Source organism: Bradyrhizobium sp. S3.7.6 (assembly GCF_054061875.1).
The window spans coordinates 4583180-4606544 of the sequence record NZ_JBSSEQ010000001.1; the positions used below are offsets into that span (position 1 = coordinate 4583180).

The window sequence follows — 23365 nt, forward strand, 5'->3', positions numbered from 1 at the left end:
CGGTGTTGCGCGCGGGGCACAGGTTTAGTGAAACAACAAAGCTGACTAAATAAACTATTTTGATTAGCGGAACGGCGCAGGCATATTGGCCCGTGACGGTGGGGGGTACTCAATCGTCCCGTTGCAGGTGGTTCGCTCACGTCCCTCGCGTCGATGCGGGTGTGTCCAAAAGCGCGAAGCGGCCGAGCGGATTTGAAAAGACGGGGATCTGGGGGGCCTCACGGTCCGGTCTCCGTAAAATGAGCAACTTGGAGGTTTTATATGAAAGTGGTGAAGAGCCTTTTGCTCGGCACTGCGGCGGGTCTGATCGCCGTCGGCGGAGCACAAGCGGCCGATCTTCCGGTCAAGGCCAAGGCGGTCGAGTACGTCAAGATCTGCTCGCTCTACGGCGCGGGCTTCTACTACATCCCGGGCACCGACACCTGCATCAAGCTCGGCGGCTATCTGCGTGCTGAAGTCGCGCTCAATGCCGGCGGCAACTACAGCGCCGCCTACAACGGTGTTTCCGGCGCGAACAACCGCCTGTCGAACTACTATTTGGCGCGCGCTCGCGAGGACCTCAACATCGATACCCGTACCGCGACTGAGTACGGGGTGGTTCGCACTTACTTTGACGCGGTGTTCACCTGGACGACCGATAACTATACGGGAAGCGGCTCGGCAACAGGCGCGACCGTTTACTCGCAACTCGGAAGCACGGGCGTGTCTGCGCCGAACAACGCAAACTCGGGCACGATCTCGGGTGGTACGCTCGGCGTCTACTATGCGTTCATCCAGTTCGCCGGCTTCACCATGGGTAAGTCCGTGTCGCAGTTCGACGCGCCCTGGACCAACTATCCCGGCAACAACTTCGACCAGCTCGTCGGTGGCAGCGGCTCCGTGAACGGCGTCGCCCAGTTCACCTACACGGCCGATTTCGGCCAGGGCGTGACCGCGACCGTTTCGGCGCAGGACCAGACCCAGTTCTTCACGACCAACATCTGGAACACCGCCGGCATGTCCACCAGCGGCGTCCTCGGCGGTGCTTACGGCTCGAACGATATCGGCGGCACTAGGTCGCCCGACATCGTCGGCATGGTTCGTGTCGACCAGGCCTGGGGCCTGTTCCAGGCGTCGGTGGCTGCGCACGACAACCACGTCGCCTACTACGGCGCGTCCGAAGTCACCGGTCATCCGGAAGACAAGTGGGGCTGGGCCGTTCAGCTAGCTCTGCAGATCAAGAACATCCCGACCGGTGCTGGCGACGTGATCAACATCTCGGGCGTCTATACCGACGGCGCGAGCCGCTACAACTTTCCAGTCGCTGGCGGCGACCAGCTACTCGATGTTCGGCGGTTCGGGCAGCGCGTATCAGAGCATCGGCTTTGCCGGCGTGTCTGACGCGGTGTTCGGTCCCAACGGCCAGCTCGAGCTGACCAAGACCTACGGTTTCCGTGGTGCCTACACCCACAACTGGAACCCGTACTGGAATACGGCGCTCTACGGCGCGTGGGCTGCGGTCAACTACAGCGGCACGGCGAAGGGCCTGATCTGCGGCAGCGCTGCGTTCGCCTCGCTGACCGGCACCTGCAACCCGGACTTCAACATCGGCCAGATCGGCGTCATCACCCGCTGGACGCCGGTCAAGAACCTGACCTTCTCGGCTGACTTCGTCTACAGCCACCTCGACCAGAAGTACTCGGGCGTGATCACCACCCCGGCGCTGGCGTCGGTTGCCAAGCCTGCGGCAACCTACGAGCTGAAGGACCAGGACACCTACAGCCTGCTGCTGCGCGCCCAGCGCAACTGGTAAGCTGAAGACCGTTCCGATCTGATAGAGCCCCGGCGGGAAACCGCCGGGGCTTTTTCATGAAAGCGGCCTTCGGAAAATCCGGCAACACGTTGCAAACGACGAAGACGAGCTATGCGAATCGATCGCCCTCAAACTTATTTACTTACCTGAGTTGATCAGCTATCTTGTTTTCAGCCGATTACGAAAGTCACGGCTCTTAGCTTCATGCTAAGCCTCCAGAAACCTCCGGTGATGCCCCGCCGGAGGTTTTTCGTTTTGGGATTTTCCTTCAGCCGCGCATCACACGGGCGCGCGAGTTCGGCCGGTAGGCGAGGCGGCTGTGGCCGACGCAGTAGGACTGGCCGTCGGGCGCGGTATTGCCGCAGAAGCAGAAGTCGTCTGCGCCCGGCGTCGAGATCGGCCAGCGGCAGCGATTCTCGGCGAGCTCCAGCAGCGAGCAGCGGTTGGCATCGTCGATCGGACCCGCGACCACAGGTGTATCGGTGTCGCCGTAGATCGTGGCGAGCATCTCATATTGCAGCCGCGGTACGGCTCTCGTCCCGCGCCGCGGCGCGAGGCTCCGCTCGAGCTTGCGCTCGTCGCTCGTCCTGCCGCGCGTGAGATTGAGCCGGGACAGCTTGCCGATCACCGCGTTGCGGCTGACGCCGATGTCGGCGGCGATCTCGCTGCAGGTGAGGCCGGCCTCGAAGTGCTGCTTCAGAAGCTCAATTCGTTCGTTGGTCCAAGTCGGTGAAGAAGCAGTCGGTGAAGAAGTTGGTGAGAGAACAGGCATTGTAACGGTCCCAGGTTGCAGATGTCGGCCATCCGCCTCTCGAGATCCGTCCGCCTCACGTCCGGCGCGCCCTCACGTTCTGCCGTTGTCGCGAATCGACAAAAGGCCGTCCTTGATGGCGAGACGGATGCCTTCCTCGATCAGAGTGCGTGCGACGCCGGGAACGCTGGTGCCGTGGGTGCCCTGTCTCACCAGTTTTTCCAGATAGGTGATGGTCGAGAGCGCCAAGGTTACGGGAATGCGGTCAGTCTCGGCTTTTTCGGTGGCCATGGCCCGAACGCTAGCCTCTTACTCGGGTACATAAAAGTAACGATTAAGACTCTATTTAGGTTCAGGGGTGGGAGTCAAATCCGGGCAAGACCGGTGTTTCAGCTCATTGGAATCGCTCGGGAAATCAGGCGCAGCTCCGCGCGCCGCGCGGGATGCCGAGCGGAGGCGGAGTGGAGACGGGTCCGGGCAGGCGGGTGTGGCTAGCCGTGCACGATCGCCTTTTCGATCATGCAATGGATGCCCTTGCAGCCGTTGACGGTCTGCGTCACCCGCAGGTCGGCGGCCAGGCTGCACAGCGTGTAGGCGTCCTCGCGCGACAGGTTTCGCGTCTCGCCGAGCAGCACGATCATGTCGCGCAGCGCGCGCACCGCACACTGGTCGAGGTCGGGGTCCATGGCCATGGTCATGTAATGCGTCGCCGTTTCGGCGCGCGGATAGTCGAACCTGAGATCCTTGCGCAGCGTCAGGCGGAAGCGGCCCTGGAGCGCGGTCTCGATCGCGGTGACGCAGACCTCGCCGTCGCCCTGCACACCATGGCCGTCGCCGCAGGAGAACATCGCGCCCGGGACGAACACCGGCAAAAAGAGCGTCGCACCGGCCCCGAGCTCCTTGTTGTCGAGACTGCCGCCCATCGCGCGCGGCACGAGCGAGGAGATGCGGCCCCAGGCCGGCGGCGGCGAGACGCCCATCACGCCGAAGAACGGCTTGAGCGGCAGATCGAGGCCCCAGGGCATGCGGCCGACCATCCGCGACCGGTCGAGCGGGATGTTCAGGATGCGCGTTTCGTGGAAATCGTCGGGCAGGGTGCCGGACAGCGGCTTGATCATGTTCCAGCCCCAATCCTGCCGGAGCTGGACGTCGAGGATCTCGACTGCGAGCACATCACCGGGCTCGGCGCCCTCGACTGCGATCGGGCCGGTGAGGATGTGGCCGGGCAGCATGCGCTCGTTTTTGGCGTGAACCTCGAGCATCTCCGGCGGAATGTGAAATTTGGTGCGGTCGGGCAGCATGTCGGGCCCGCCGCTGATGGTGTCGACCGTCACCTCATCGCCGCTTTTGACGGTGAGGACGGGTTTGAGCGCGGCTTCGAAGAAGCCCCAATGGCAGGTCTCGGGGCTTGAATGCAGGTGGTGATGGGTCATTGGCCGCGTCCAATCGGTTTCATCAGAACTCGTCATGAGAACCTGTTATGCCCGGGCTTGACCGGGCGATCGATCCTCTTTCAAGAAGATTTCTGAAGATGGACGGGCCGGTCAAGCCCGGCACGATCATTCCAGCGAGGCTCCCCTGTATTTCGTTCTTTCCAAGACCCTCGGCACCGCTCTGCTGCCGATCAATCTCCTGATCGAGCTCGGAATCCTGTCGCTGCTGCTGATGGCGACGCGGTTTGCTGCAGTCGGCCGCAAGCTTGCCGTGACCACGCTGGTGCTGCTGGCGCTGGTCGCGTTCTCGCCGATCGGCAATCTTCTGCTCTATCCGCTGGAGTCGCGTTTCCCGGCGTGGGACCCGTCGCGAGGCGCCCCCGACGGCATCATCGTGCTCGGCGGCTCGATCGACACCGATCTGTCGGCGGCGCATCGCACGCCCGTGGTTGCGCACGCGGCCGATCGCATGCTGGCGCCGGCCGACCTCGCGCGGCGCTATCCGAACGCGCGCATCGTCTTCACCGGCGGCTCGGCGAACCTGGTCGCGACGGAGGCGAGGGAGGCCGACTACACCGCGCCGATCCTGGAAAGCCTGGGCATACCGAAGGAGCGCCTGATCCTCGAGCGCGAGTCCCGCAACACCTGGGAGAACGCCATCTTCACGAAGCAGCTGGTGACGCCGAAGCCGGGCGAACGCTGGCTTCTGGTCACGTCGGCTTTCCACATGCCGCGCGCGATGGGCATTTTCCGCAAGGCCGGGTTCGATGTCGAAGCCTATCCGGTGGATTGGCGGATGGGCGAGCGCGACGCGCTCTTCGCCTTCACCCGCAATGGGGCCGATGGTCTCGGCAAGACCGACGTCGCCGTGCGCGAATGGATCGGCCTTTTGGCGTATCGCATCATGGGGCGGACCGGCGAGTTGCTTCCGGGACCGGGCAAGGACTAAAACGGGAGCCGCAGAACAAGAACAGAGTACCGGCGCGCGATCGTCGGTCGGGAGGACGCCATGCAGCAGCAGAGCGCAGACAGGATCGATCTTGCCGGCCTCGTCGCCGACCTCAACAGCCTGCTGCGGCTGAAGACGACGGTGATCGGCATGAAGCTGTTCGCGAGCGCCGCCGACATGGAGGCGATCCCGAAAATCCGGCGGCCGAACGCGGTCCACACCACCGACCAGATCGTCAGCATGGCTGCACGTCTGGGCTGGACGGTCGGCATCACCGCCGACGATCTTGTCGGTGCGCAGTGTCGCGCAGTGATCGGGCTTGCGCCGCAGGACGAAAAATGGCTCGCCGGCGAAAACTATGTCGGGGTCTGGCACGGCACCGCCGAGGACGCGCGCAAGCGCCAGGAGGCGCTGGACGTGGTTCCGTTCGGGCAGTATCAGGCGCTTGCGGTCAGTCCGCTCGCGAGCGGGCGGCTCGATCCGCCCGACATCTGCCTGGTCTATGCAACGCCGGGGCAGATGATCATTCTGATCAACGGGCTGCAATATACCGGCTACAAGAAGTTCGAATGGGGGGTGGTCGGTGAGACCGCCTGCGCCGATTCCTGGGGGCGGGCGCTGAAAACCGGCGAGCCCAGCCTGTCCTTGCCATGCTATGCCGAACGGCGCTATGGCGGCGTGCCGGACGAGGAGATGCTGATGGCCTTGAAGCCCTCGCATCTTGCCAAGGCGATCGAAGGCATGAAGGCGCTGGCCAAGAACGGCCTGCGCTATCCGATTCCGCCCTATGGGATTCAAAGCGACGTCCGCGCCGGCATGGGCGTGAGTTACGCGAAGAAATAAAGGTCGACCATGAGCTCAGCGAAATTCGACATCGTCGTCTACGGTGCGACCGGCTTCACCGGCCAGCTCGTCGCCGAATATCTGACTCAGCATTACAAGGGCGACCACGCGCTCAAATGGGCGATGGCAGGCCGTAGCCTCGGCAAGCTCAAGTCGGTACGCGACGCGATCGGCGCGCCCGGGAATACGCCGCTGATTGTCGCGGATGCGGCGGACGCGGCCTCGCTGAAGGCGATGGCGGAGCAGACGATGTCGGTGATCACCACCGTCGGCCCGTATCAGCTCTATGGCGAGGAATTGCTCGCGGCCTGCGTCGCCACCGGCACCGATTATTTCGATCTCTGCGGCGAACCGATCTGGATGCGACAGATGATCGACAAGTACGAGGCGGCAGCGAAAGAGAGCGGTGCGCGTATCGTGTTTTCCTGCGGCTTCGATTCCGTGCCGTTCGAGCTCGGCGCGTTTGTCGTGCAGGAAGAGGCCAAACGCGTGTTCGGCGCTCCGGCCTCGCGTGTGAAAGGCCGCGTGCGCGACATGCGCGGCACGCTCTCGGGCGGCACCGCGGCGAGCGCCAAGGCGACCTTCGATGCGGTCGCCAAGGACATCAGCCTGATCGCGATCCTGAACGATCCGTTCGCGTTGACGCCGGGCTTCACCGGCCCGAAGCAACCGAAGGGCAACAGGTCGCTGCTCGAGGAGGACCTGCAATCCTGGGCCGCGCCGTTCATGATGGCACTGATCAACACGCGCAATGTCCACCGCTCCAACATGCTGATGGGCTTTCCCTACGGCCAGGACTTCGTCTACGACGAGATGGTTCTGACGGGTCCCGGCGAGAAGGGCGAAGCCAACGCGCAGCGCGTGGTGGCCGCCAACGCCGAGAAGACCGGTCCGAACGCGCCGAAGCCGGGCGAGGGGCCGTCGAAGGAAGAGCGGGAGAACGGCCGCTTCGACCTGCTCTATGTCGCGATCGCGCCCGACGGCCGCATGGTCCGCGCAGGTGTCACCGGCGACCGCGATCCCGGCTACGGCTCGACCTCGAAGATGATCTCCGAATGCGCGATGTGCCTGTTGCGCGATGTGACAGACGTCCCGGCCGGATTCTGGACACCGGGCGCGGCGATGCAGCACAAGCTGATCAAGCGGCTGCGGGACAATGCTGGGCTGACGTTCGGAGTGGAAGCGTAAGGTCCGTGTCCGCGAAGTTCGACATCGTCGTCTACGGCGCAACGGGATACACCGGCCAGCTCGTCGCCGAATATCTCGCTGCAAGCTATGCCGGTGACGGCGCGCCGACATGGGCGATGGCCGGGCGCAGCAGGGACAAGCTCGCCTCCGTTCGCGATGCGATCAGCGCATCCGCTGACACGCCGCTGATCGCGGCGGACGCAGCCGATCCTGCGTCGTTGCGCGCGATGGTCGATCAGGCGAAGCTGGTGGTCACAACGGTCGGTCCCTACCAGCTTTATGGTTCCGATCTGCTCGCCGCCTGCGTCGCGTCGGGCACCGACTACATGGATCTCTGCGGCGAGCCGATCTGGCTGAAGCAGATGATCGACAGGCATGACGCGGCGGCGAAGGCGAGCGGCGCGCGCATCATGTTCTCCTGCGGCTTCGATTCCATCCCGTTCGAGCTCGGTGCGTTCTTCGTGCAGGAGGAAGCCCGTCGCGTGTTCGGAGCGCCGGCGCCGCGCGTCAAGGGGCGCGTCCGCGACCTCAGCTGGAAGTTCTCCGGCGGCACCTCGGCGAGCGCGAGGGTTACCTTCGAAGCAGTCGCGCAGGATCTCAGCCTGGTGTCGATCCTCAAGGACCCCTTCGCATTCACGCCCGGCTTCGAGGGGCCGAAACAGCCGCGCGGCAACAAGCCCGTTTTCGAGGAAGACCTGCAATCCTGGTCCGCCCCGTTTGCTATGGCGACGCTGAACACGCGCAACGTCCATCGCTCCAACATGCTGATGGGATTCCCGTATGGCCGGGATTTCGTCTACGACGAGATGGTGCTGACGGGGACGGGGGACGAAGGGCAGGCCGACGCGAAGCTCGTCATGGCCGCCAATAGCGAAAAGACCGGCCCCAAAGCGCTCAAGCCCGGCGAGGGGCCATCGAAGGAAGAGTGCGACAACGGTCATTACGACCTGCTCTATGTCGCGATCGCGCCCGACGGCCGTCAGGTTCGCGCGGCGGTGAAGGGCGATCTCGATCCCGGCTATGCCTCAACGGCGAAGATGGTTTCCGAATGCGCGATCTGCCTGTTGCGCGACACGCCTGATGTCCCGGCTGGTCTCTGGACGCCGGGCGCAGCGATGCAGCACAAGCTGATCAGGCGGCTGCGGGAGAATGCAGGGCTGAGGTTCGAGGTGGAGGGGTAGGCGGCTTTTGCGTGCTTAAATGACGGTGTCGTCGCCCGGCTTGACCGGGCGACCCAGTATTCCAGAGACAGTGTTGTTGAATCGAGAGGCGGCGGCGTACTGGATCGCCCGCCTTCGCGGGCGATGACAGTGAGATTGCCGCTACGCCGCCCGCGCATCATACGCGTACATGAACTCCATGCTCTTCGATCCCAGCGGCAACAGCCATTTCATCATCTGATTGCGGACCCATGCACCGGTGGCGCTGAACTCGCGCTTGCTGTTGCCGTTGCGGCGCGCCATCGCGACGATCTTTTCGGTGCGCGGGCGCCGCTCGGCCTCGAAGGCCTGGAAGGTGGCGCCGAGCTCCTGGCCCTCCTGCATCAGCCGCGCGAGCCGCATCGCATCCTCGAGTGCGAGCGAAGCGCCCTGGCCCGCGTGGGGGCTGGTCGCATGCGCGGCATCGCCGATCAGCAGCGAGCGCTTGCGCGACCAGGTCGGCAAGGTCGCGACGTCGAGCGTGTCGGTGACCACGATGTTCTCGGCCGCGTCGATGATGTCGGGGATCGGATCGTGCCAGCCGTGATGGAAGCCGCGCAGATGCTGTTTCAGCGTCGCGTGGTCGAGCGCGCGGAACATCGCCGCGTCCATGCCGTGCGCGGGCTGTGTGCTCCACCACATCACGCCGTCGTTCGGATCCGGGCTGCAATAGCCGTAACCGAAGAAGCCGCTCTTGCCGAACGTTGTCTCGACGTGCCGGCCGATCGGCCTGCCATCGAGGACGGTGTGCGGCACGAAGCCGCCGAACCCGATCAGCCCGGTGTCGAACGGTTGCGGACCGTCCGGCACGACCTGGCGGCGCACGACCGAGTGCACGCCGTCGGCGCCGATCAGGAAGTCGCCTTCTGCCGTGGTGCCGTCGGAGAAGTAGGCGATGATCGGCTGGTCGCCGCGGTCCTCGATCTTGATCAGGCGCTTCTCGAAATAGAGCGAGACGCAGGCGCACCAGGCCTTGTCGATCAGGATTTCGTTCAGCGTGGCGCGGCAGACGTTCACTGCCGGCTGACCGAAGCGCCGCGCCATATCACGGTTGATCGAGCCGAGCCGTTCGCCGCTCTGCGAATAGAAGTCGAAGGATTCGGCGATCGAGCCGCGGCTGATCAGCTCGTTCGCGAGCCCGATCTCGTCCAGCACATGCATGCCGTTCGGTGCGATCTGGAGGCCGCCGCCGATGCCTTTCGAATAAGGCCAGGCCTCGTAGATCGCGGATTCGATGCCGGCGCGGCGCAGCAGGATCGCGGTGACGGGCCCGGCGATGCCGGCGCCAATGATCAGGGCCTTGCGGGGACGGTTGGACATGGCTTGCTCCCGACGTTTCCGTGGTGCTAGGAGAAATTACGGTTGCTAAATCTCTTACTGACTAAGATATATATCGACTAAGATATGAGGTCGGCCTTGTCAAGGACGAAGGCGCGCGCGGCGCTGCTGCAGGAGTTCGAGGAGGCGATGCGCCGGTCGTCCGCGCAGGGCGTGCTCTATGGCCAAACGGTTGCGAACGTTGCCGGAATTGCCAACTCCGACCTCGAATGCATGGACATCCTCTATCTGGAGGGCCGCGTCACCGCGGGCCGGCTCGCCGAGGTCACGGGGCTGACGACGGGCGCCATCACCGGCGTGGTGGACCGACTCGAGAAGGCCGGGCTGGTACGCCGCGAGCGGGACGAGCAAGACCGCCGCAAGGTCTTCATTTCCGTCGTGCCGGAGCAGGCGATGAAGATCGGCCAGCTCTATGTGCCGATGCAGCAGGCGATGGAGAAGGTGTTCGGCGCCTATTCCGACGAAGAGCTGCGCCTGCTGCTGCGCTTCGCGACGGAGGGCTACAAGGGCGTGCTCGCGGCAACCGAGGCGCTGAAGGGACTTCTCGACACGCCGCCGGAAAAGCGGCCCGATCTCAAGCTGAAGAAACTTCGTCGCGAGACTTGATCTTGTAAGCCTGCGCAGCCGCGATCATGCCCCACATCGCGCCCAGCATCATCCAGAAGTGCCGCCAGTGGTCGGTGTCGATCACGAAGCTCTCGCCGACGGTGCCGACGAAGGCGGAGAAGATGGCGAGATAAGCGCGCTGCCAGGGCACACGGACGAAGATGTGCCTGATACCCATGATTACGGTGGTGAAGACTAGCGCGGGATAGCACACGCCGGAGAGCCAGCCGCCGGACATGAAGGCGTTGAGGTAGGAGTTGTGGGTGTCCTCGGGGAAGTAGCGGTGGAATTGCAGGGGGCCGATGCCGAACGGCAGGTCGAGCGCCATCTCCGCGCCGAGGATGTGCCGGCCGAACCGGCCGAAGCGGCCTTCGTCATAGCTCTGGTCGAAGCTTGCGCGCTGCTTGAACATCTCGGCGGTGGAATCGAATGACAGCAGCACCGCGATCAGCGCGAGGCCCAGCACCGCGGCAACGATCGCCATGACGACGATGCGCGAGCGCTGCGCGTTGGTGCGGCTGGTCAGCACCATCAGCGCCAGCATGAAGGCGGAGGTCAGCACCAGTCCGCCCCAGGCGGCGCGGGAGAACGCGAGCAGGATCGCCAGCGACATGATGCCGAAGGCGATGACGTTGCGGAACGCCTTGGCAAACTTGTCGGAGACCACGCTCTGGAGCGCGAACAGCGCCGGCAGGATCAGGAAGGCGCCGAGCACGTTCGGATCCTTGAACGTGCCGCGCGCGCGCCCGTAGAGTGTGAGGAGATCGTCTCCGCCGGGAACCAGATGGAAGTAGCCGGCGACCGCCGACAGCGAGGCGACCATCGCGCCGACCACGAGGCCGCGGCGGAGCATGTCGAGCCGGGCCGCGGTGTCTTCCGAGGTGACCATCGCGAAGAACACGACAGTGACCGCCATGTACCAGGAGGTCGCAATCCAGCTCGCCACCTCGGACTGTTCGTACAGCGGGACCGCGCTGATCGTGTAGCCGACATTGAGCAGGACCATCATCAGGATCAGCGGCATCAGCACGAGCCGCAGGCGCAGGCCGGTCGCGAAGAAGGTGACGGCGGCCAGCAGCGTCACGATCTCGTAGGGGCTTGGCTCGATGAAGACGATGGCGCCGGAGGCGCCGGCCAGCCACACCAGCGCGCGCTGGATGGCCAGTACGCCGGGCGCAGCGCGAACCGCTGCATTCATCTCCCCGGCTGTTGCCGCATACGCCATCACACGCTCACGCTACTCGTACACGCACACAACTTCCGACGTCATGCCCCGCGAAAGCGGGGCATCCAGTACTCTGAGCCGTTCGTGGCAGCTGCTACTGCCGGCGATTACTGGATCGCCCGGTCAAGCCGGGCGATGACAGTGAGGCTCGGGTACGACAAAACTCAATACGCGTTCTCGTTCTTGGTCAGCAGCGAGACCGGCGTCTTCAGGAGAATGACGAGGTCGAACAGCACCGACCAGTTCTCGATGTAGTAGAGGTCGAATTCGACGCGCTTCTGGATCTTCTCTTCATTGTCGATCTCGCCGCGCCAGCCGTTGATCTGGGCCCAGCCGGTGATGCCGGGCTTGACGCGGTGACGAGCGAAATAGCCGTCGACGGCTTCGTCGAACAGACGGCTCTGGAGCTTGCCCTGCACCGCATGCGGACGCGGGCCGACCAGGGACAGATTGCCCGAGAACACCACGTTGAAGAGCTGCGGCAGCTCGTCGAGGCTGGTCTTGCGGATGAAGCGGCCGACGCAGGTGACGCGCGGATCGTTCTTGGTCACGACCTTGGAGGCGGTCGGGTCGGCCTGATGGTGGTACATCGAGCGGAATTTGTAGACGTCGATGCGCTCGTTGTTGAAGCCGAAGCGCTTCTGGCGGAACAGCGCCGGGCCGGGGCTGTCGAGCTTCACCGCCAGCGCCACCAGTCCCATCACCGGCAGGGCTGCGAGCAGCGCGAGGCCACCGACGATGCGGTCGAACAGCCACTTCATCACCAGGTCCCAGTCGGTGATCGGCGCCTCGAACACGTCGAGCGTCGGCACCTCGCCGAGGTAGGAATAGGAGCGGGGACGGAAACGCAGCTTGTTGGTGTGCGCGGAGAGCCGGATGTCGACAGGCAGCACCCAGAGCTTCTTCAACATCTCCAGGATGCGCGTCTCCGCCGAGATCGGCAGCGCGAACAGCACGAGATCGACCCGGGTGCGGCGGGCGAATTCGACGATGTCGTCGACCTTGCCGAGCTTGCGCGCGCCGGCGCAGGTGTCGAGCGCGCGACTGTCGTTGCGGTCGTCGAACACGCCGAGTACGTGGATGTCGGAATCCTCCTGGGCATTCAGCGCCTCGACCAGTTGCTCGCCGTTGCTGTCGGAGCCAACGACAATGGTGCGGCGGTCGAGCCGGCCCTGGCGTGCCCAGGCGCGCACCAGCGAGCGCAGCACCAGACGTTGGGAGATGAGCGCGGCGAGCCCGAGGAAGTAGAAGGCGGCAAGCCACAGCCGCGACATTTCGCTGCCGAACTTGGCGAAGAAGGATACGCCGATGAACAGCAGGAAGACGAACGACCAGGAGGAGATCATTCGCGTCATCTGCCGGAGCTGACCGCGGAACAGCTGCACCTGATAGATGTCGGCGGCCTGGAAGCAGACCACGGCGGCGACCGCGACGGCGATGATCTGCGCGGGATAAACCCAGCTGAAGGAGCCGGCGAGCGGCATGACATAGCCGACATAGAGCGCGATGCCGACGAGGTTCAGCAGGGCGAAATCGGCCAAGCGGACGAAGCCGGTGATCACGATCGGCGAATAGGCGCGGGCGACCTTCTGGTTGACGACGTCGAGCGCGGCGGGCGAGAGCCGGCGACGGCGCTCCACAAAGGGTTGGTCAACCGGCTTCGCCGCGGCGCTGGTCGCGGCGTCGAGCATCGAGCGTGCGTTGAGCGGTTCCACGGGTGTCCACGTCCATTCCAAAAAAACCCGCGGGTCGCAGCGTTGCGCCCCGGGCGAGCATCCCCTGGCACGTCGATTATCGGACAAATCGGAAGATTCTCTAAAGCGGTCTTAAGGATGGTTAATGATTGGCAAATGCGTCGCGATAACCCGCGAGCACGCCGTCAACCATCGCCTGCTGGGAGAAACGCGCGGAGATGCGCTCGCGCAGGGCGGATGCGCGCTGTTCAGTCGCCTGCGGATCGTCGAGGGCGGCCGCGATCGCTTCGGCCATGGCCTCGGCGTTGCTCGGCGCAAACAGCGCCGGGCTGTCATGCCCAAAAATCTCGGGGATGCCGCCGACGCGGGCCGCGATCATGGGAATGCCGGCAGCTCCAGCCTCGATAACGACGTACGGCATTGAATCGCCGCGCGAGGGCACGACCAGCAGCCGCCCCTTGGAGAAGCCGTAGCGCGCCTTGACGTGACCGATGAAGCGGATGGCGCTGGAGAGACCGAGCTTGTCGACCTGCGCCTTCAGCGCCGCCGTCTCCTCGCCGTCGCCGCCGAGCGTGAGCGTGACCTTCTTGCCGCCCTCGTGCAGGCGCGCCACCGCATCGACCAGCAAATCCGCGCCCTTGATGTGCCTGAACTCGCCGACATAAGCGAGATCGGTGGCATCGTCGGCGATGCTAACTGGCTCGAATTCTTCCGGCGTCACGCCATTAAAGACGCAATGCACCACGCCCTTGGGCGTGCCGACGATGCGCTGATAGGTGTCGCGCGCAAACGCGCTCTCGAACAGGAACAGGTCCGTCGCGTCCATCAGCGTGCGTTCGAGCCGCGCGTAAAACTCGCCCTTGAAGGTGTTGAGGGGATAGTGCAGCGAGCCGCCATGCGGGGTGTAGATGCGGATGGTGTCGTTGGATCGCCGCCGCATGCGGACGAAGGCGCCGGCCTTGGCTCCGTGGCCGTGCGTGACGTCGGGCTTGAGCGCGGCGATCAGGCGCCGCATCCGCAGCCACACCAGAAAATCGTCAGGCGACGGTTCGCGGCGGATCGCCAGCCGGTGCACGCCGAGCTTCAGCCGCGGCGCGAGCTCGGCCAGCGCCTTGTCCGCGCGCTCACCGCCGGTGAGGCTATCGGCAAGAATCCCGACGTGATGACCGCGATCGACCTGACCGTTGGCGAGATCGAGGATGTGGCGGAAGATGCCACCCACGGGAGCGCGCACGGCGTGCAGGATGCGGAGCGGCCGGTCGGGAGAGGGGGGCATGATCAGAACCAGCGCTCGACGGCGAATGCTCGAACAATTCTCGAAATATCGAGATGGATTAAGAGCCCTCGTGGTTAACAAACGGTGTCGGCGCCGTGCGCGCCGGTCGCGGCCGTGCGCGATTAACCCAGCAGCAACCTTAATGGAGTGTAATCGCCCCGGTTGAGGTAGAGTCGCAGCGTTGCCCTGCGGGAGTGTTCGATGCGTTTAGCGTTCTGGCGTGCCGGCAAGGACAAGGCGGTGGTCGAGCGGGCTATTTCGAAGCCCAAAGCCGAAGCCAAATCGAGCGAAGCCGCGCCCGAGATTGAGGCAAAGCCTGCGCCGGTTGCTGCGAAGCAGGCACAAGCCGAATCCGGCGACATCGATCTCCATGCGCTCGGCGCGGTGCTCGCCCGCAAGCGCGGCTGGATCATCGTGCCGACGGTGCTCGCGCTCGTCGCGTCGATCGCCGCCGTCAATCTCGTCACCCCGCGTTACAAGTCGGAATCCCGCATCCTGATCGACGGTCGCGAGAACGTGTTCCTGCGGCCGAGCAGCGACCGCAGCACCGAAGAGCGGCAGTCGCTCGATCCCGAGGCGGTGACCAGCCAGGTGCAACTCGTGCTGTCGCGCGATCTCGCGCGCGAGATCATCAGAAAGAACAAGCTCGCGGAACGCCCCGAATTCGATCCGGTGCTGCAGGGCATTTCGCCGCTGAAGTCGCTCGCAGCGCTGATCGGCATCGGCCGCGATCCGTTCTCGATGACGCCGGAAGAGCGGGTGCTGGATGCCTATTACGAGCGGCTCCAGGCCTACGCCGTCGACAAGTCGCGCGTGATCGTGGTCGAATTCCAGTCCGCCGATCCTGACCTTGCCGCGCGCGTCGCCAATTCGATCGCCGACGGCTATCTCGTGCTCCAGCAGAATGCGCGCCAGGACCAGGCCCGCAGCGCCAGCCAGTGGCTTTCGGGCGAAATCGAAAATCTGCGCAAGAAAGTCTCCGATGCCGAAGCCAAGGTCGAGGACTTCCGTTCCAAGTCGTCGCTGTTCGTCGGCACCAACAACACCACGCTCTCGAACCAGCAGATGGGCGAGGTCAATACCCAGCTCAACAACGCACGCTCGATGAAGGCGGATGCCGAATCCAGGGCGCGGCTGATCAAAGAGATGCTCCAGAGCGGCAAGCCGATCGAGGCGTCCGAGGTGGTGAACTCCGAGCTGATGCGGCGATTGTCGGAGCAGCGGGTGACGCTGCGGGCGCAGCTCGCCGAACAGTCATCGACGCTGCTCGGCAATCACCCGCGGATCAAGGAGCTGAAGGCGCAGCTTGGCGACCTCGACAACCAAATTCGCGACGAAGCGGCCAAGGTCTCGCGCTCGCTCGAAAGCGATGCGCGGATCGCCAGTGGCCGGGTCGACGGCCTGACGGCGAGCCTCGATCAGCTCAAGAAGCAGGCGACCTCGACCAACGGTCAGGACGTCCAGCTCCGCGCGCTCGAGCGCGAAGCCAAGGCGCAGCGCGACCTGCTCGAGACGTATCTTGGGAAGTATCGCGAGGCCAGCACCCGCGAAAGCATCGATACCGCGCCGGCGGAAGGCCGCATCATCTCGCGCGCCATCGTCTCGAATACGCCGGCCTATCCGAAGAAGCTGCCGATCGTGCTGATTGCGACGATCGCGACGCTGCTGCTCTCGTCCGGCGTCGTCGTCACCGGCGAGCTGCTGCGCCAGACCGCGCCACGCGCGGTGGCGGTGTTCACGCCGGCGCAGACGCAGGCGCCGGTGCGCCAAGAGCCGGTGGTCCAGCCGGTCGTCCCGTCGGTGGCCGAACCAATGCTCGATCCGGTTGTGGAAGACCTTACGCCGCTTCAGCCCGAGATGGCGGCCGATGCCGACGTCACTGAATTCGCCGAGATCGAGCATCTTGCCGACAGCCTGCGCGCTGCGGGACCGGCGGCGAAGAAGGTCACGGTGCTCGGCACCGCGGCCGGCGAAGCCATCACGCTGTCGACGCTGACGCTGGCCCGGCACCTGGCGCGCGATGCGCGCGTCGTTGTGGTCGATCTCGCCGCATCCTCGCCGACCATCGCCGCGGTGTCCGTGGATGCTTCGGCTCCCGGCCTTGCCGAGCTGATGCAGGGCGAGGCGTCGTTCGCGCAAATCATCACCCGGGACAAGCTCTCGCGGCTGCATCTGGTCATGGCCGGCCGTCCCGGCTTCGACCGCAGCCTGCTGCAATCGCCGCGGGTGACGCTCGCGATCGATGCACTGCTCCGCGCCTACGACCACGTGCTGGTGGACGCCGGCAGCGCCTCGGACCTCCCGGCCGAACTGCTGACGGCGCATGCCCGCGCCGTCGTGGTGCCCGACGCGTCGATGGCGCCGGATGCCCGCACGCTGATGTGCGAGCAGCTGAAGGCGGTCGGCTTCAGCGAGGTGACGATGCTGAGCCGGCCGGTGCAGCCATCGGACGCGGCGGAGACGCCGCGCGTCGTGGCGGCGTGATCTCTCTTCCCTCTCCCCTTGCGGGAGAGGGTGGCTCGCCGCGTAGCGGAGCGACGGGTGAGGGGTATCTCTCCGCGAGTCCCACTGCTTTTGAGTCTGCGGATAGATACCCCTCATCCGGCGCTTCGCGCCACCTTCTCCCGCAAGGGGAGAAGGGAAGGGCAGCTCGCAAGTGGAGAATTCCTACCCGAACGTCTGCCGCAGCCGCCGCGCCAGATCGAACAACACCTGGTTCTGCTTCACCAGCCGTTTGCCGTGGCTCAGCGAGGACATCGCCATCGCCGCGAGTTTTCCCCGCGCGGTCAGGGGCACGAAGCTGTCGAAAATGTCGTCGTCGTCCTTGCAGAACATGCGTTTGTAATCGTCCGAGCCGATGCCGAGATCGAGCGAGCGGTAGCCGCGTTCGGCGTAGCGGTCGATGATGTAGCGCATCAGGATCAGCCCGGGGCTGGAGCGGGCGTGCTCGGACATCGTGTAGGTGTTGAACATCATCGAGAAGCGCTGGCCGTCGGCGACGCCGGCGAAGATCGCGATCACCTCGTCGTCGCACTCGAGCGCGTGGATGTCGATGACGCGGCCTTCGCCGCGCGCAGACAGGCACGCGCTGCGGATGAACGCTTCGACGCCGGGCTCGGCAAAGACGTTGGGCAGTTTCTGTTCGGCCATCCGCGCCGGCTTGACCCGGAAGAACCAGTCGAGCAGGCGGGTGACGTCCGCATCCGTGGTGGCGAGGTGATAACGATAGCCGGCAAGCGCCTGGAGCTTCTTTTCCTTGCTCTTGAGGCGGCGGCGAAAGGAGTTGCTGATCCGCGATGTGGGCGGCCCGCCCGGCTCCATCGCCAGGAGAGGGCAGCCGTTGATCGCACTCTGCCGCGGCAGCTGCGCGAACGGGTTGTGCTGGTCGTGCCAGCGCAGCGGCTGCTGCGTCAGCGCGAGCACGTCGGCATGCTCGCGCAGCGGCGCAAGCAGCGCGTCGAGATCGGCGATGGCGACCTCGGCGGCGAACTCGGCGTTCCACAGGCCCATGTTGAAGGTGGTGTGCTTGCCGCCCATGAAGCAGGCCGTGCGTACGCCGTGGCCTTGACGCAGTGCGAGCGGCAGCAGCAGGAGCGGCTGGCGCCCGGCGTCGCGGGCAATGACGATGAAGGGGCTGGCGCCTTCGTGGCTGCCGACCAGCCGCTGCCATGGGCTGAGCAGGTCGAAGCGCTGGTAGGGCGTGAAGAGGTGGCCGCTCTCCTCGAACGCGCGCCAGACCGTCTCGGCCTCGGCCAGATCGGTGACGATATCGACATGCGCGATACGGCTCGCTTTCGACCGCGCTGGCGATTCTGCCGTCCGGCTTTGCATCGCCGCAGCCATGGTCATTCACGAAACCTGTCGAGAAACGAAAAATTTGCGTATTTCGGCCTGTGGCCGACCTTTGCAAAGAAATGTCAACAAAGGGTAATGACAATCAGGCGAACGCGAAGGTGGGATATTGGCATCCGACGACAGATGGCTGGAGCGGTTGCGGCTCGAGCTGGCCTGGTTCACCGGTCAGGCCGTGCTGCGCAGCCGTGGTGCCGGCGTGATCCTGCGGTTTCAGCACGTGCGGCCGCGGCGGCGCGGCGCGTTTCAGCCGCTGCGTGAAAGCGAGATCAGTCCGCAATTTCTCGATCGCGCCATTGGTGCGCTGAAGCAGTGGGGATATGACTTCCTCGGCATGGACGATGTCTGCCGCCGCGCGGTGACGCTGCCGGAGAAGCGGCGCTTCGTGGCGCTGACCTTCGACGGCGCCAACAAGGACCTCATCAGCTTCGCCTATTCGGTGCTGGCGCGCCACGCCGTGCCGTTCACGATCTATGTGCCCACCGCGTTTCCCGATGGAGTCGGCGAGGCCTGGTGGCTCGGGCTCGAGCGGATGATCGCGCGCGAGAGCCGCATCAACTTGATGATGGGCGAGAAAGAGCAGCGCTTCACCGTCACAGGCAACGCCGAGAAGCAGGCGCTGTTTTCGTTCGTCGAGAACTGGCTGCGCTCGTTGCCGCCGGCGGATGTGTCGGCTGCGATCGCCGATCTCTGCACGCGTTACCGGATCGACCTCGCTGCGCTCTCGCGCGAAGCATCGATGGATTGGGAGGATCTGGCAAAGCTTGCGGCGGATCCGCTGGTCACGGTCGGCAGCGCGACGGTGAACTATCCCGTTCTCGCCAACATGAAGGACGCCGCCGCGTTGCGCGAGATGACGATGGGCAAGGCGGTGGCGGAAGCGGCCTTCGACCGCGAGATCAGGCACCTGGCCTTTCCGTTCGGCGATCGCTCGTCTTTCCGGCGCAGCCATGTCGTCATGGCGGAGGAGGCCGGCTTTGCCAGCGCCGTCTCGACCATCACCGGCATCGTGGACGCGGAGGGGCGCACCAATCTGCGCGCACTGCCGCGGATTTCCTGGGACGGCCGGATACAATCACTGCGCTTGCTGCGTGTGCTGGTGTCCGGTGTTGCCTTCGCGCCGGTGAAACCGACCGGCAGCGTTACGAATTAGATTTGACCCGATCCGGCCGCTGCATCCAGCTCACGATCGGCATCGCCGGCAGCACCCAGCCCATGCCGACCACCACGTAATAGATCGCCTGCCGCCAGCCGGACTCGGCGATCCATGGCATCTGCGCCAGCGCCATGCCGAGCAGGGCCCAGACGGTGGCCAGCACCAGGAGCAGGATGGCGCCGAGGAACTTGCGGGTGCGGATCGTCATGGCGGAATGCTGCGGCCTTCGCGTAACTTGCGCTGCGGGAGCGGGGGACTATAAGGGGCACGCAGTCCGGTTCAAGTCTCTTTGCAACAAGGCTTGGTTTTGCCCCTGAAATGACGACGATTTTCGCTCCGACCAATCCGCATCGCGCCGTGCGCTGGTGGCTGATTTCCGTGGCCGCCCTCATCGCGCTGATGGTGCTGGTCGGCGGCGCGACGCGGCTGACTGAATCCGGCCTCTCGATCGTCGAATGGAAGCCGGTCACGGGCAGCGTGCCGCCGCTGTCGGAGGCGCAGTGGACCGAGGCCTTCGAGGCCTACAAGAAAATTCCGCAATATCGCGAGCTCAATGCGGGCATGAGCCTGTCCGAATTCAAGGAGATTTTCTGGTGGGAATGGAGCCACCGCTTTCTCGGCCGTTTCATCGGCGTGGCCTATCTGCTGCCGTTCCTGTTCTTCCTGTGGCGCGGCGGCCTGTCGGGTGAGTTGAAGCGGCGGTTGTGGCTGCTGTTCGCGCTTGGCGGACTCCAGGGCGCCGTCGGCTGGTGGATGGTGGCCTCGGGCCTGACGGAACGTGTCGAGGTCTCGCAATATCGACTGGCGACGCATCTGGTGCTCGCGCTCCTGATCTTCGCCGGCATCGTCTGGGCGGTGCGGCGGCTCGCCGAGCGGCCGCAGATCATTGCGCCCGCGCGGCTGAGATTCACGAGCGTGCTGCTGCTCATCGTGACCTTCGTCCAGATCTATTTCGGCGCGCTGGTCGCGGGTCTGCGCGCCGGGCGCGCCTACAACACCTGGCCGCAGATCGACGGCGCGTTCATTCCCGCAGGCGACCGGCTCTGGTTCGAGACGCCGTGGTGGCGCAACATGTTCGACAACGTGCTGACGGTGCAGTTTGAGCACCGCATGACGGCCTATGCGCTGTTCGTGCTGGCGGCGCTGCACGCGTTCGATGCGGTGCGTTCACGCGCGGCGGCCGGCGGTGCGCTCTGCCTGTTCGCCGCGGTCAGCCTGCAGGCTGTGCTCGGGATCCTCACGCTGCTCAACCAGGTGCCGATCGATCTCGCGCTTTCGCACCAAGCGGTTGCGATCGTGGTGCTCACGCTTGCAGTGATGCAGGTGGAGCGGCTGGCCTCGCGACAATCTGCACAGGCGCAGCCGCGCGCGGTTCCGGTCGGTCAGGCCGGCTGATCAGGTCAGCAATAGCCGTAGACGCCGCAGGCGTAGGGCAGGCGCCAGAAATAGCCGACCTGTGGTCCGCCGTAGTACGGGCCCTGATAATCGTAGCTCCAGGGCCGGCCATAATAGCCCGGCAAGGTGCTGGAGCCGGGCAGGAGCGGCGTGCCCGGCAGGTTGCGGATGTAGCTGCCGATGCCATAGGCCGGCGAGATCAGCGCATCCGGATCGGTCTCGACATAGACCTGTGGCGGGTCCTGCGGCGGCACGGCAGCGCGCCGTCTCGCTGTGGCCGGCAGATCGGCGGCAACGGCAGCTGAGACCGTCAGCATGGCGGCAAGGGCAGGTACCATCCAGCGCAGCATCGTCGGCTCCGAATCAAAGGGGCGATCCAAGGACGATGTATGCGGCAGATATGGTTAATGACTGTTAACTGACGGCGGCCAGAACGGCCGCCGTCATTCCGGGATGGTCCGGCAGGACCGAACTCAGGTGCGCAATTGTGCACCTGAGAATCTCGAGATTCCGGGTCTGGTCCTTTCGGACCATCCCGGAATGACGATGGCAATTAAGCCCCCAGCGCCTGCTCCAGATCTGCGATCAGATCTTCCTTGTCCTCGATGCCGATTGAGAGCCGCACCACGTCGGGGCCGGCGCCGGACTTCACCTTGGCGGCGTCGTCGAGCTGGCTGTGCGTCGTCGAGGCGGGGTGGATGACCAGCGAGCGGGTGTCGCCGACATTGGCCAGGTGCGAGAACAGCTGCAGCTTCGACACCAGGCTGACGCCGGCGTCATAGCCGCCCTTCAGGCTGAAGGTGAACACGGCGCCTGCGCCCTTCGGCGCGTATTTCCGCGCGAGCTGATTGTACTTGTCGCTTGCCAAGCCCGCATAGCTTACCGAGGCCACCGCCGGATGGCCGGCGAGGAATTCTGCAACGGCCTTGGCGTTGTCGCAGTGCTTCTGCATGCGCAGCGGCAGCGTCTCGATGCCGGTCAGGATCATGAAGGCGTTGAACGGCGACAGCGCCGGTCCGAGGTCGCGCAGGCCCAGCACGCGGCAGGCGATCGCGAAAGCGAAATTGCCAAAGGTCTCCTGAAGGCGGATGCCGTGATATTCGGGCCGTGGCTCCGACAGCATCGGATATTTGCCACCCGTGGACCAGTCGAACGTGCCGGCGTCGACGATGATGCCGCCGAGCGAATTGCCGTGGCCGCCCAGGAATTTCGTCAGCGAGTGCACGACGATGTCGGCGCCATGGTCGATCGGACGGATCAGGTAGGGCGAGGCCAGCGTGTTGTCGACGATCAGCGGCACGCCCGCCTTGCGCGCCACCGTCGAGATCGCCTCGATGTCGGTGATGCTGCCGCCGGGATTGGCAATGGACTCGATGAAGATGGCCTTCGTGCGCGGCGTCACCGCGCGCTCGAAGCTCGCGATGTCATCGGAATCAGCCCAGACCACGTTCCAGCCGAAGCTCTTGAACGCATGCGTGAACTGGTTGATCGAGCCGCCATAAAGCTTGCGCGCGGCGATGAATTCGTCGCCGGGCTGAAGCAATTGCTGCAGCACCACGACCTGTGCGGCGTGGCCCGAGGCGACCGCAAGCGCGGCGGTGCCGCCTTCGAGTGCGGCAACACGCTCTTCCAGCACCGCGTTGGTGGGATTGCCGATGCGGGTATAGATGTTGCCGAATGCCTGCAGGCCGAACAGCGAGGCGGCGTGGTCGGCGTCGTTGAAGACGAAAGAGGTGGTTTGATAAATCGGGGTCGCGCGCGCACCGGTGGTGGGATCGGGTTGTGCACCGGCATGCACGGCGAGGGTTGAAAATCCCGGAAGGCGATCGCTCATTGAGGGCGTCCTGTTCTTGTGATCTGAAATCGCGCGGCATGCTGATCGGCGACGCGCCCGCCGTCAAGGCGCCGCGTCACATCGGAAACGATCGTGCTACGCGCTGTCGCGTGAGCGAAAGGAATCCTCCGCGATTGCGTCAGCTTTGTTCGCTCTTGTTTTTGGCGGCGCGATCCGATGCCGCGGTGTCGCCGCCGCCGACACTCATCCGATTGAGGGATAGCCGCATGCCTTGCGTCGGCGCCGGCGGCCGTTTGGAGCTCAGGGTGCGCGAATTGACGCCCATCCAGGAAATCTCGGACGACAAGCGGCCGTATTCGATCTTGGGGCAGCGATTCATCACGACCTTGATCCCGGCCGCCTCGGCCTTCGCTGCGGCCGCGTCGTCGCGCGCGCCAAGCTGCATCCAGATCACCTTCGGCAGCGGATCGAGCGTGAGCGCTTCTTCGACCACCGGCATGATGTGGCTGGAGTTGCGAAAGATGTCGATCATGTCGACGGGGCGGCCGATGTCGGAGAGCGAGGCGACAAACGGCTTTCCGAGCAGATCCTTGCCGACATGGCCGGGATTGACCGGGATCATGTCATAGCCGCGCTGCGCCAGATATTTGAACGCAAAATAGCTCGGCCGCACATTGACCGGCGATGCGCCGACCATTGCGATCGACTTCACGCTGTTCAGGATGCCGCGGATGTAGTTGTCGGGATAGGCGTCGTGGTTCATCTTTTTCTTTCTCTGACCCTCATGGTGAGGAGCGCGGCCCGCGCGTCTCGAACCATGAGGCCACAGTCGGGCCTCCATCCTTCGAGACGCCGCGTTCCGCGGCTCCTCAG

Annotated in this window: 20 protein-coding genes and 1 pseudogene; 9 read left to right on the top strand and 12 right to left on the bottom strand. The window is 64.8% G+C overall.

The window, feature by feature from the left end:
* The first annotated feature begins 261 nt into the window (after nt 1-261).
* Nucleotides 262-1792: pseudogene (locus ACVJ5M_RS22165) on the top strand (porin).
* A gap of 268 nt (nt 1793-2060) precedes the next feature.
* Here the strand turns inward: ACVJ5M_RS22165 and ACVJ5M_RS22170 are convergent.
* From ACVJ5M_RS22170 to ACVJ5M_RS22180, 3 genes are all read right to left on the bottom strand, one after another.
* Nucleotides 2061-2564 (bottom strand): GcrA family cell cycle regulator, encoded by a 504-nt coding sequence (locus ACVJ5M_RS22170; RefSeq protein ID WP_063982926.1) that lies wholly within the window; start codon nt 2562-2564, stop codon nt 2061-2063.
* Nucleotides 2565-2636: 72 nt separating this feature from the next.
* On the bottom strand, nt 2637-2834 hold the full coding sequence (locus tag ACVJ5M_RS22175; RefSeq protein ID WP_007603456.1) for a hypothetical protein: 198 nt from the start codon (nt 2832-2834) through the stop codon (nt 2637-2639).
* Nucleotides 2835-3034: 200 nt separating this feature from the next.
* On the bottom strand, nt 3035-3976 hold the full coding sequence (locus tag ACVJ5M_RS22180) for an acetamidase/formamidase family protein (RefSeq protein ID WP_354100460.1): 942 nt from the start codon (nt 3974-3976) through the stop codon (nt 3035-3037).
* A gap of 232 nt (nt 3977-4208) precedes the next feature.
* Here ACVJ5M_RS22180 and ACVJ5M_RS22185 point away from each other — a divergent pair, with 232 nt between their 5' ends.
* From ACVJ5M_RS22185 to ACVJ5M_RS22200, 4 genes are read left to right on the top strand one after another with little or no spacing between them, the layout of a single operon-like run.
* Nucleotides 4209-4925 (top strand): YdcF family protein, encoded by a 717-nt coding sequence (locus tag ACVJ5M_RS22185; RefSeq protein ID WP_354098898.1) that lies wholly within the window; start codon nt 4209-4211, stop codon nt 4923-4925.
* A gap of 60 nt (nt 4926-4985) precedes the next feature.
* A complete protein-coding gene (locus ACVJ5M_RS22190) occupies nt 4986-5768 on the top strand; it encodes a DUF169 domain-containing protein (protein WP_166342045.1) in 783 nt (260 codons plus the stop codon).
* Nucleotides 5769-5777: 9 nt separating this feature from the next.
* The gene (locus tag ACVJ5M_RS22195; protein WP_354098899.1) at nt 5778-6956 is read left to right on the top strand and encodes a saccharopine dehydrogenase family protein; all 1179 of its coding nucleotides are present in this window, start codon (nt 5778-5780) and stop codon (nt 6954-6956) included.
* 5 nt (nt 6957-6961) lie between these two features.
* Entirely contained in the window at nt 6962-8137 is a 1176-nt protein-coding gene (locus tag ACVJ5M_RS22200) for a saccharopine dehydrogenase family protein (protein ID WP_354098900.1), read from the top strand.
* A 141-nt stretch (nt 8138-8278) separates the two neighbouring features.
* Here ACVJ5M_RS22200 and ACVJ5M_RS22205 read toward each other — a convergent pair whose 3' ends face one another.
* Nucleotides 8279-9475, bottom strand: coding sequence for an FAD-dependent monooxygenase (locus ACVJ5M_RS22205; protein ID WP_354100461.1), 1197 nt, complete (start codon nt 9473-9475; stop codon nt 8279-8281).
* Between the two features lie 147 nt (nt 9476-9622).
* On the opposite strand from ACVJ5M_RS22205, the gene ACVJ5M_RS22210 reads away from it, so the two are divergent.
* Nucleotides 9623-10099: a MarR family transcriptional regulator gene (locus tag ACVJ5M_RS22210; protein WP_354077793.1), complete on the top strand. Its 477-nt coding sequence runs from the start codon at nt 9623-9625 to the stop codon at nt 10097-10099.
* Here ACVJ5M_RS22210 and ACVJ5M_RS22215 read toward each other — a convergent pair.
* The 3 genes from ACVJ5M_RS22215 to ACVJ5M_RS22225 all read right to left on the bottom strand — a co-directional run bounded on the left by ACVJ5M_RS22215 (nt 10068) and on the right by ACVJ5M_RS22225 (nt 14294).
* Nucleotides 10068-11324 carry an O-antigen ligase family protein gene (locus ACVJ5M_RS22215; protein ID WP_354077596.1) on the bottom strand — a complete coding sequence of 419 codons (1257 nt, stop codon included), beginning with the start codon at nt 11322-11324 and terminating at the stop codon, nt 10068-10070. The two genes, ACVJ5M_RS22210 and ACVJ5M_RS22215, sit on opposite strands and share 32 nt — an antisense overlap.
* Before the next feature lie 164 nt (nt 11325-11488).
* Nucleotides 11489-13039, bottom strand: a complete 1551-nt coding sequence (locus ACVJ5M_RS22220; RefSeq protein WP_354098901.1) for an undecaprenyl-phosphate glucose phosphotransferase — start codon at nt 13037-13039, stop codon at nt 11489-11491.
* A gap of 121 nt (nt 13040-13160) precedes the next feature.
* Complete coding sequence (locus ACVJ5M_RS22225; RefSeq protein ID WP_354098902.1) at nt 13161-14294, bottom strand: glycosyltransferase family 4 protein; 1134 nt, start codon at nt 14292-14294, stop codon at nt 13161-13163.
* Between the two features lie 201 nt (nt 14295-14495).
* Between ACVJ5M_RS22225 and ACVJ5M_RS22230 the strand changes: the two genes are divergently transcribed.
* Nucleotides 14496-16778 (top strand): GumC family protein, encoded by a 2283-nt coding sequence (locus ACVJ5M_RS22230; RefSeq protein WP_354098903.1) that lies wholly within the window; start codon nt 14496-14498, stop codon nt 16776-16778.
* Between the two features lie 183 nt (nt 16779-16961).
* On the opposite strand, the gene ACVJ5M_RS22235 is transcribed toward ACVJ5M_RS22230, so the two are convergent.
* A complete protein-coding gene (locus ACVJ5M_RS22235; protein WP_354098904.1) occupies nt 16962-18143 on the bottom strand; it encodes a GNAT family N-acetyltransferase in 1182 nt (393 codons plus the stop codon).
* 112 nt (nt 18144-18255) lie between these two features.
* Between ACVJ5M_RS22235 and ACVJ5M_RS22240 the strand changes: the two genes are divergently transcribed.
* Nucleotides 18256-19299 carry a polysaccharide deacetylase family protein gene (locus tag ACVJ5M_RS22240; RefSeq protein ID WP_354100462.1) on the top strand — a complete coding sequence of 348 codons (1044 nt, stop codon included), beginning with the start codon at nt 18256-18258 and terminating at the stop codon, nt 19297-19299.
* Here the strand turns inward: ACVJ5M_RS22240 and ACVJ5M_RS22245 are convergent.
* On the bottom strand, nt 19289-19510 hold the full coding sequence (locus ACVJ5M_RS22245; RefSeq protein WP_208087159.1) for a DUF2842 domain-containing protein: 222 nt from the start codon (nt 19508-19510) through the stop codon (nt 19289-19291). The genes ACVJ5M_RS22240 and ACVJ5M_RS22245 overlap by 11 nt on opposite strands.
* A 110-nt stretch (nt 19511-19620) precedes the next feature.
* On the opposite strand from ACVJ5M_RS22245, the gene ACVJ5M_RS22250 reads away from it, so the two are divergent.
* Nucleotides 19621-20697 (top strand): COX15/CtaA family protein, encoded by a 1077-nt coding sequence (locus ACVJ5M_RS22250; RefSeq protein WP_354098906.1) that lies wholly within the window; start codon nt 19621-19623, stop codon nt 20695-20697.
* Nucleotides 20698-20702: 5 nt separating this feature from the next.
* Here ACVJ5M_RS22250 and ACVJ5M_RS22255 read toward each other — a convergent pair whose 3' ends face one another.
* The 3 genes from ACVJ5M_RS22255 to ACVJ5M_RS22265 form a co-directional block, all read right to left on the bottom strand.
* A complete protein-coding gene (locus ACVJ5M_RS22255; protein ID WP_063982941.1) occupies nt 20703-21047 on the bottom strand; it encodes a hypothetical protein in 345 nt (114 codons plus the stop codon).
* Nucleotides 21048-21250: 203 nt separating this feature from the next.
* Complete coding sequence (locus ACVJ5M_RS22260) at nt 21251-22531, bottom strand: O-acetylhomoserine aminocarboxypropyltransferase (RefSeq protein ID WP_028155903.1); 1281 nt, start codon at nt 22529-22531, stop codon at nt 21251-21253.
* Nucleotides 22532-22670: 139 nt separating this feature from the next.
* On the bottom strand, nt 22671-23255 hold the full coding sequence (locus ACVJ5M_RS22265) for a CoA-binding protein (protein ID WP_028149016.1): 585 nt from the start codon (nt 23253-23255) through the stop codon (nt 22671-22673).
* Nucleotides 23256-23365: the final 110 nt, after the last annotated feature.

Excerpts from the sequence above, each read along its gene's own strand:
- ACVJ5M_RS22225 (WP_354098902.1), bottom strand. The coding sequence starts at position 14,294 with ATGCCCCCCTCTCCCGACCGGCCGCTCCGCATCCTGCACGCCGTGCGC.
- ACVJ5M_RS22235 (WP_354098904.1), bottom strand. The coding sequence starts at position 18,143 with ATGACCATGGCTGCGGCGATGCAAAGCCGGACGGCAGAATCGCCAGCG.
- ACVJ5M_RS22185 (WP_354098898.1), top strand. The coding sequence starts at position 4,209 with ATGGCGACGCGGTTTGCTGCAGTCGGCCGCAAGCTTGCCGTGACCACG.
- ACVJ5M_RS22195 (WP_354098899.1), top strand. The coding sequence starts at position 5,778 with ATGAGCTCAGCGAAATTCGACATCGTCGTCTACGGTGCGACCGGCTTC.
- ACVJ5M_RS22260 (WP_028155903.1), bottom strand. The coding sequence starts at position 22,531 with ATGAGCGATCGCCTTCCGGGATTTTCAACCCTCGCCGTGCATGCCGGT.
- ACVJ5M_RS22190 (WP_166342045.1), top strand. The coding sequence starts at position 4,986 with ATGCAGCAGCAGAGCGCAGACAGGATCGATCTTGCCGGCCTCGTCGCC.
- ACVJ5M_RS22205 (WP_354100461.1), bottom strand. The coding sequence starts at position 9,475 with ATGTCCAACCGTCCCCGCAAGGCCCTGATCATTGGCGCCGGCATCGCC.
- ACVJ5M_RS22175 (WP_007603456.1), bottom strand. The coding sequence starts at position 2,834 with ATGGCCACCGAAAAAGCCGAGACTGACCGCATTCCCGTAACCTTGGCG.
- ACVJ5M_RS22245 (WP_208087159.1), bottom strand. The coding sequence starts at position 19,510 with ATGACGATCCGCACCCGCAAGTTCCTCGGCGCCATCCTGCTCCTGGTG.
- ACVJ5M_RS22250 (WP_354098906.1), top strand. The coding sequence starts at position 19,621 with ATGACGACGATTTTCGCTCCGACCAATCCGCATCGCGCCGTGCGCTGG.
- ACVJ5M_RS22180 (WP_354100460.1), bottom strand. The coding sequence starts at position 3,976 with ATGACCCATCACCACCTGCATTCAAGCCCCGAGACCTGCCATTGGGGC.
- ACVJ5M_RS22255 (WP_063982941.1), bottom strand. The coding sequence starts at position 21,047 with ATGCTGCGCTGGATGGTACCTGCCCTTGCCGCCATGCTGACGGTCTCA.
- ACVJ5M_RS22230 (WP_354098903.1), top strand. The coding sequence starts at position 14,496 with ATGCGTTTAGCGTTCTGGCGTGCCGGCAAGGACAAGGCGGTGGTCGAG.
- ACVJ5M_RS22265 (WP_028149016.1), bottom strand. The coding sequence starts at position 23,255 with ATGAACCACGACGCCTATCCCGACAACTACATCCGCGGCATCCTGAAC.
- ACVJ5M_RS22215 (WP_354077596.1), bottom strand. The coding sequence starts at position 11,324 with ATGGCGTATGCGGCAACAGCCGGGGAGATGAATGCAGCGGTTCGCGCT.
- ACVJ5M_RS22170 (WP_063982926.1), bottom strand. The coding sequence starts at position 2,564 with ATGCCTGTTCTCTCACCAACTTCTTCACCGACTGCTTCTTCACCGACT.
- ACVJ5M_RS22210 (WP_354077793.1), top strand. The coding sequence starts at position 9,623 with ATGCGCCGGTCGTCCGCGCAGGGCGTGCTCTATGGCCAAACGGTTGCG.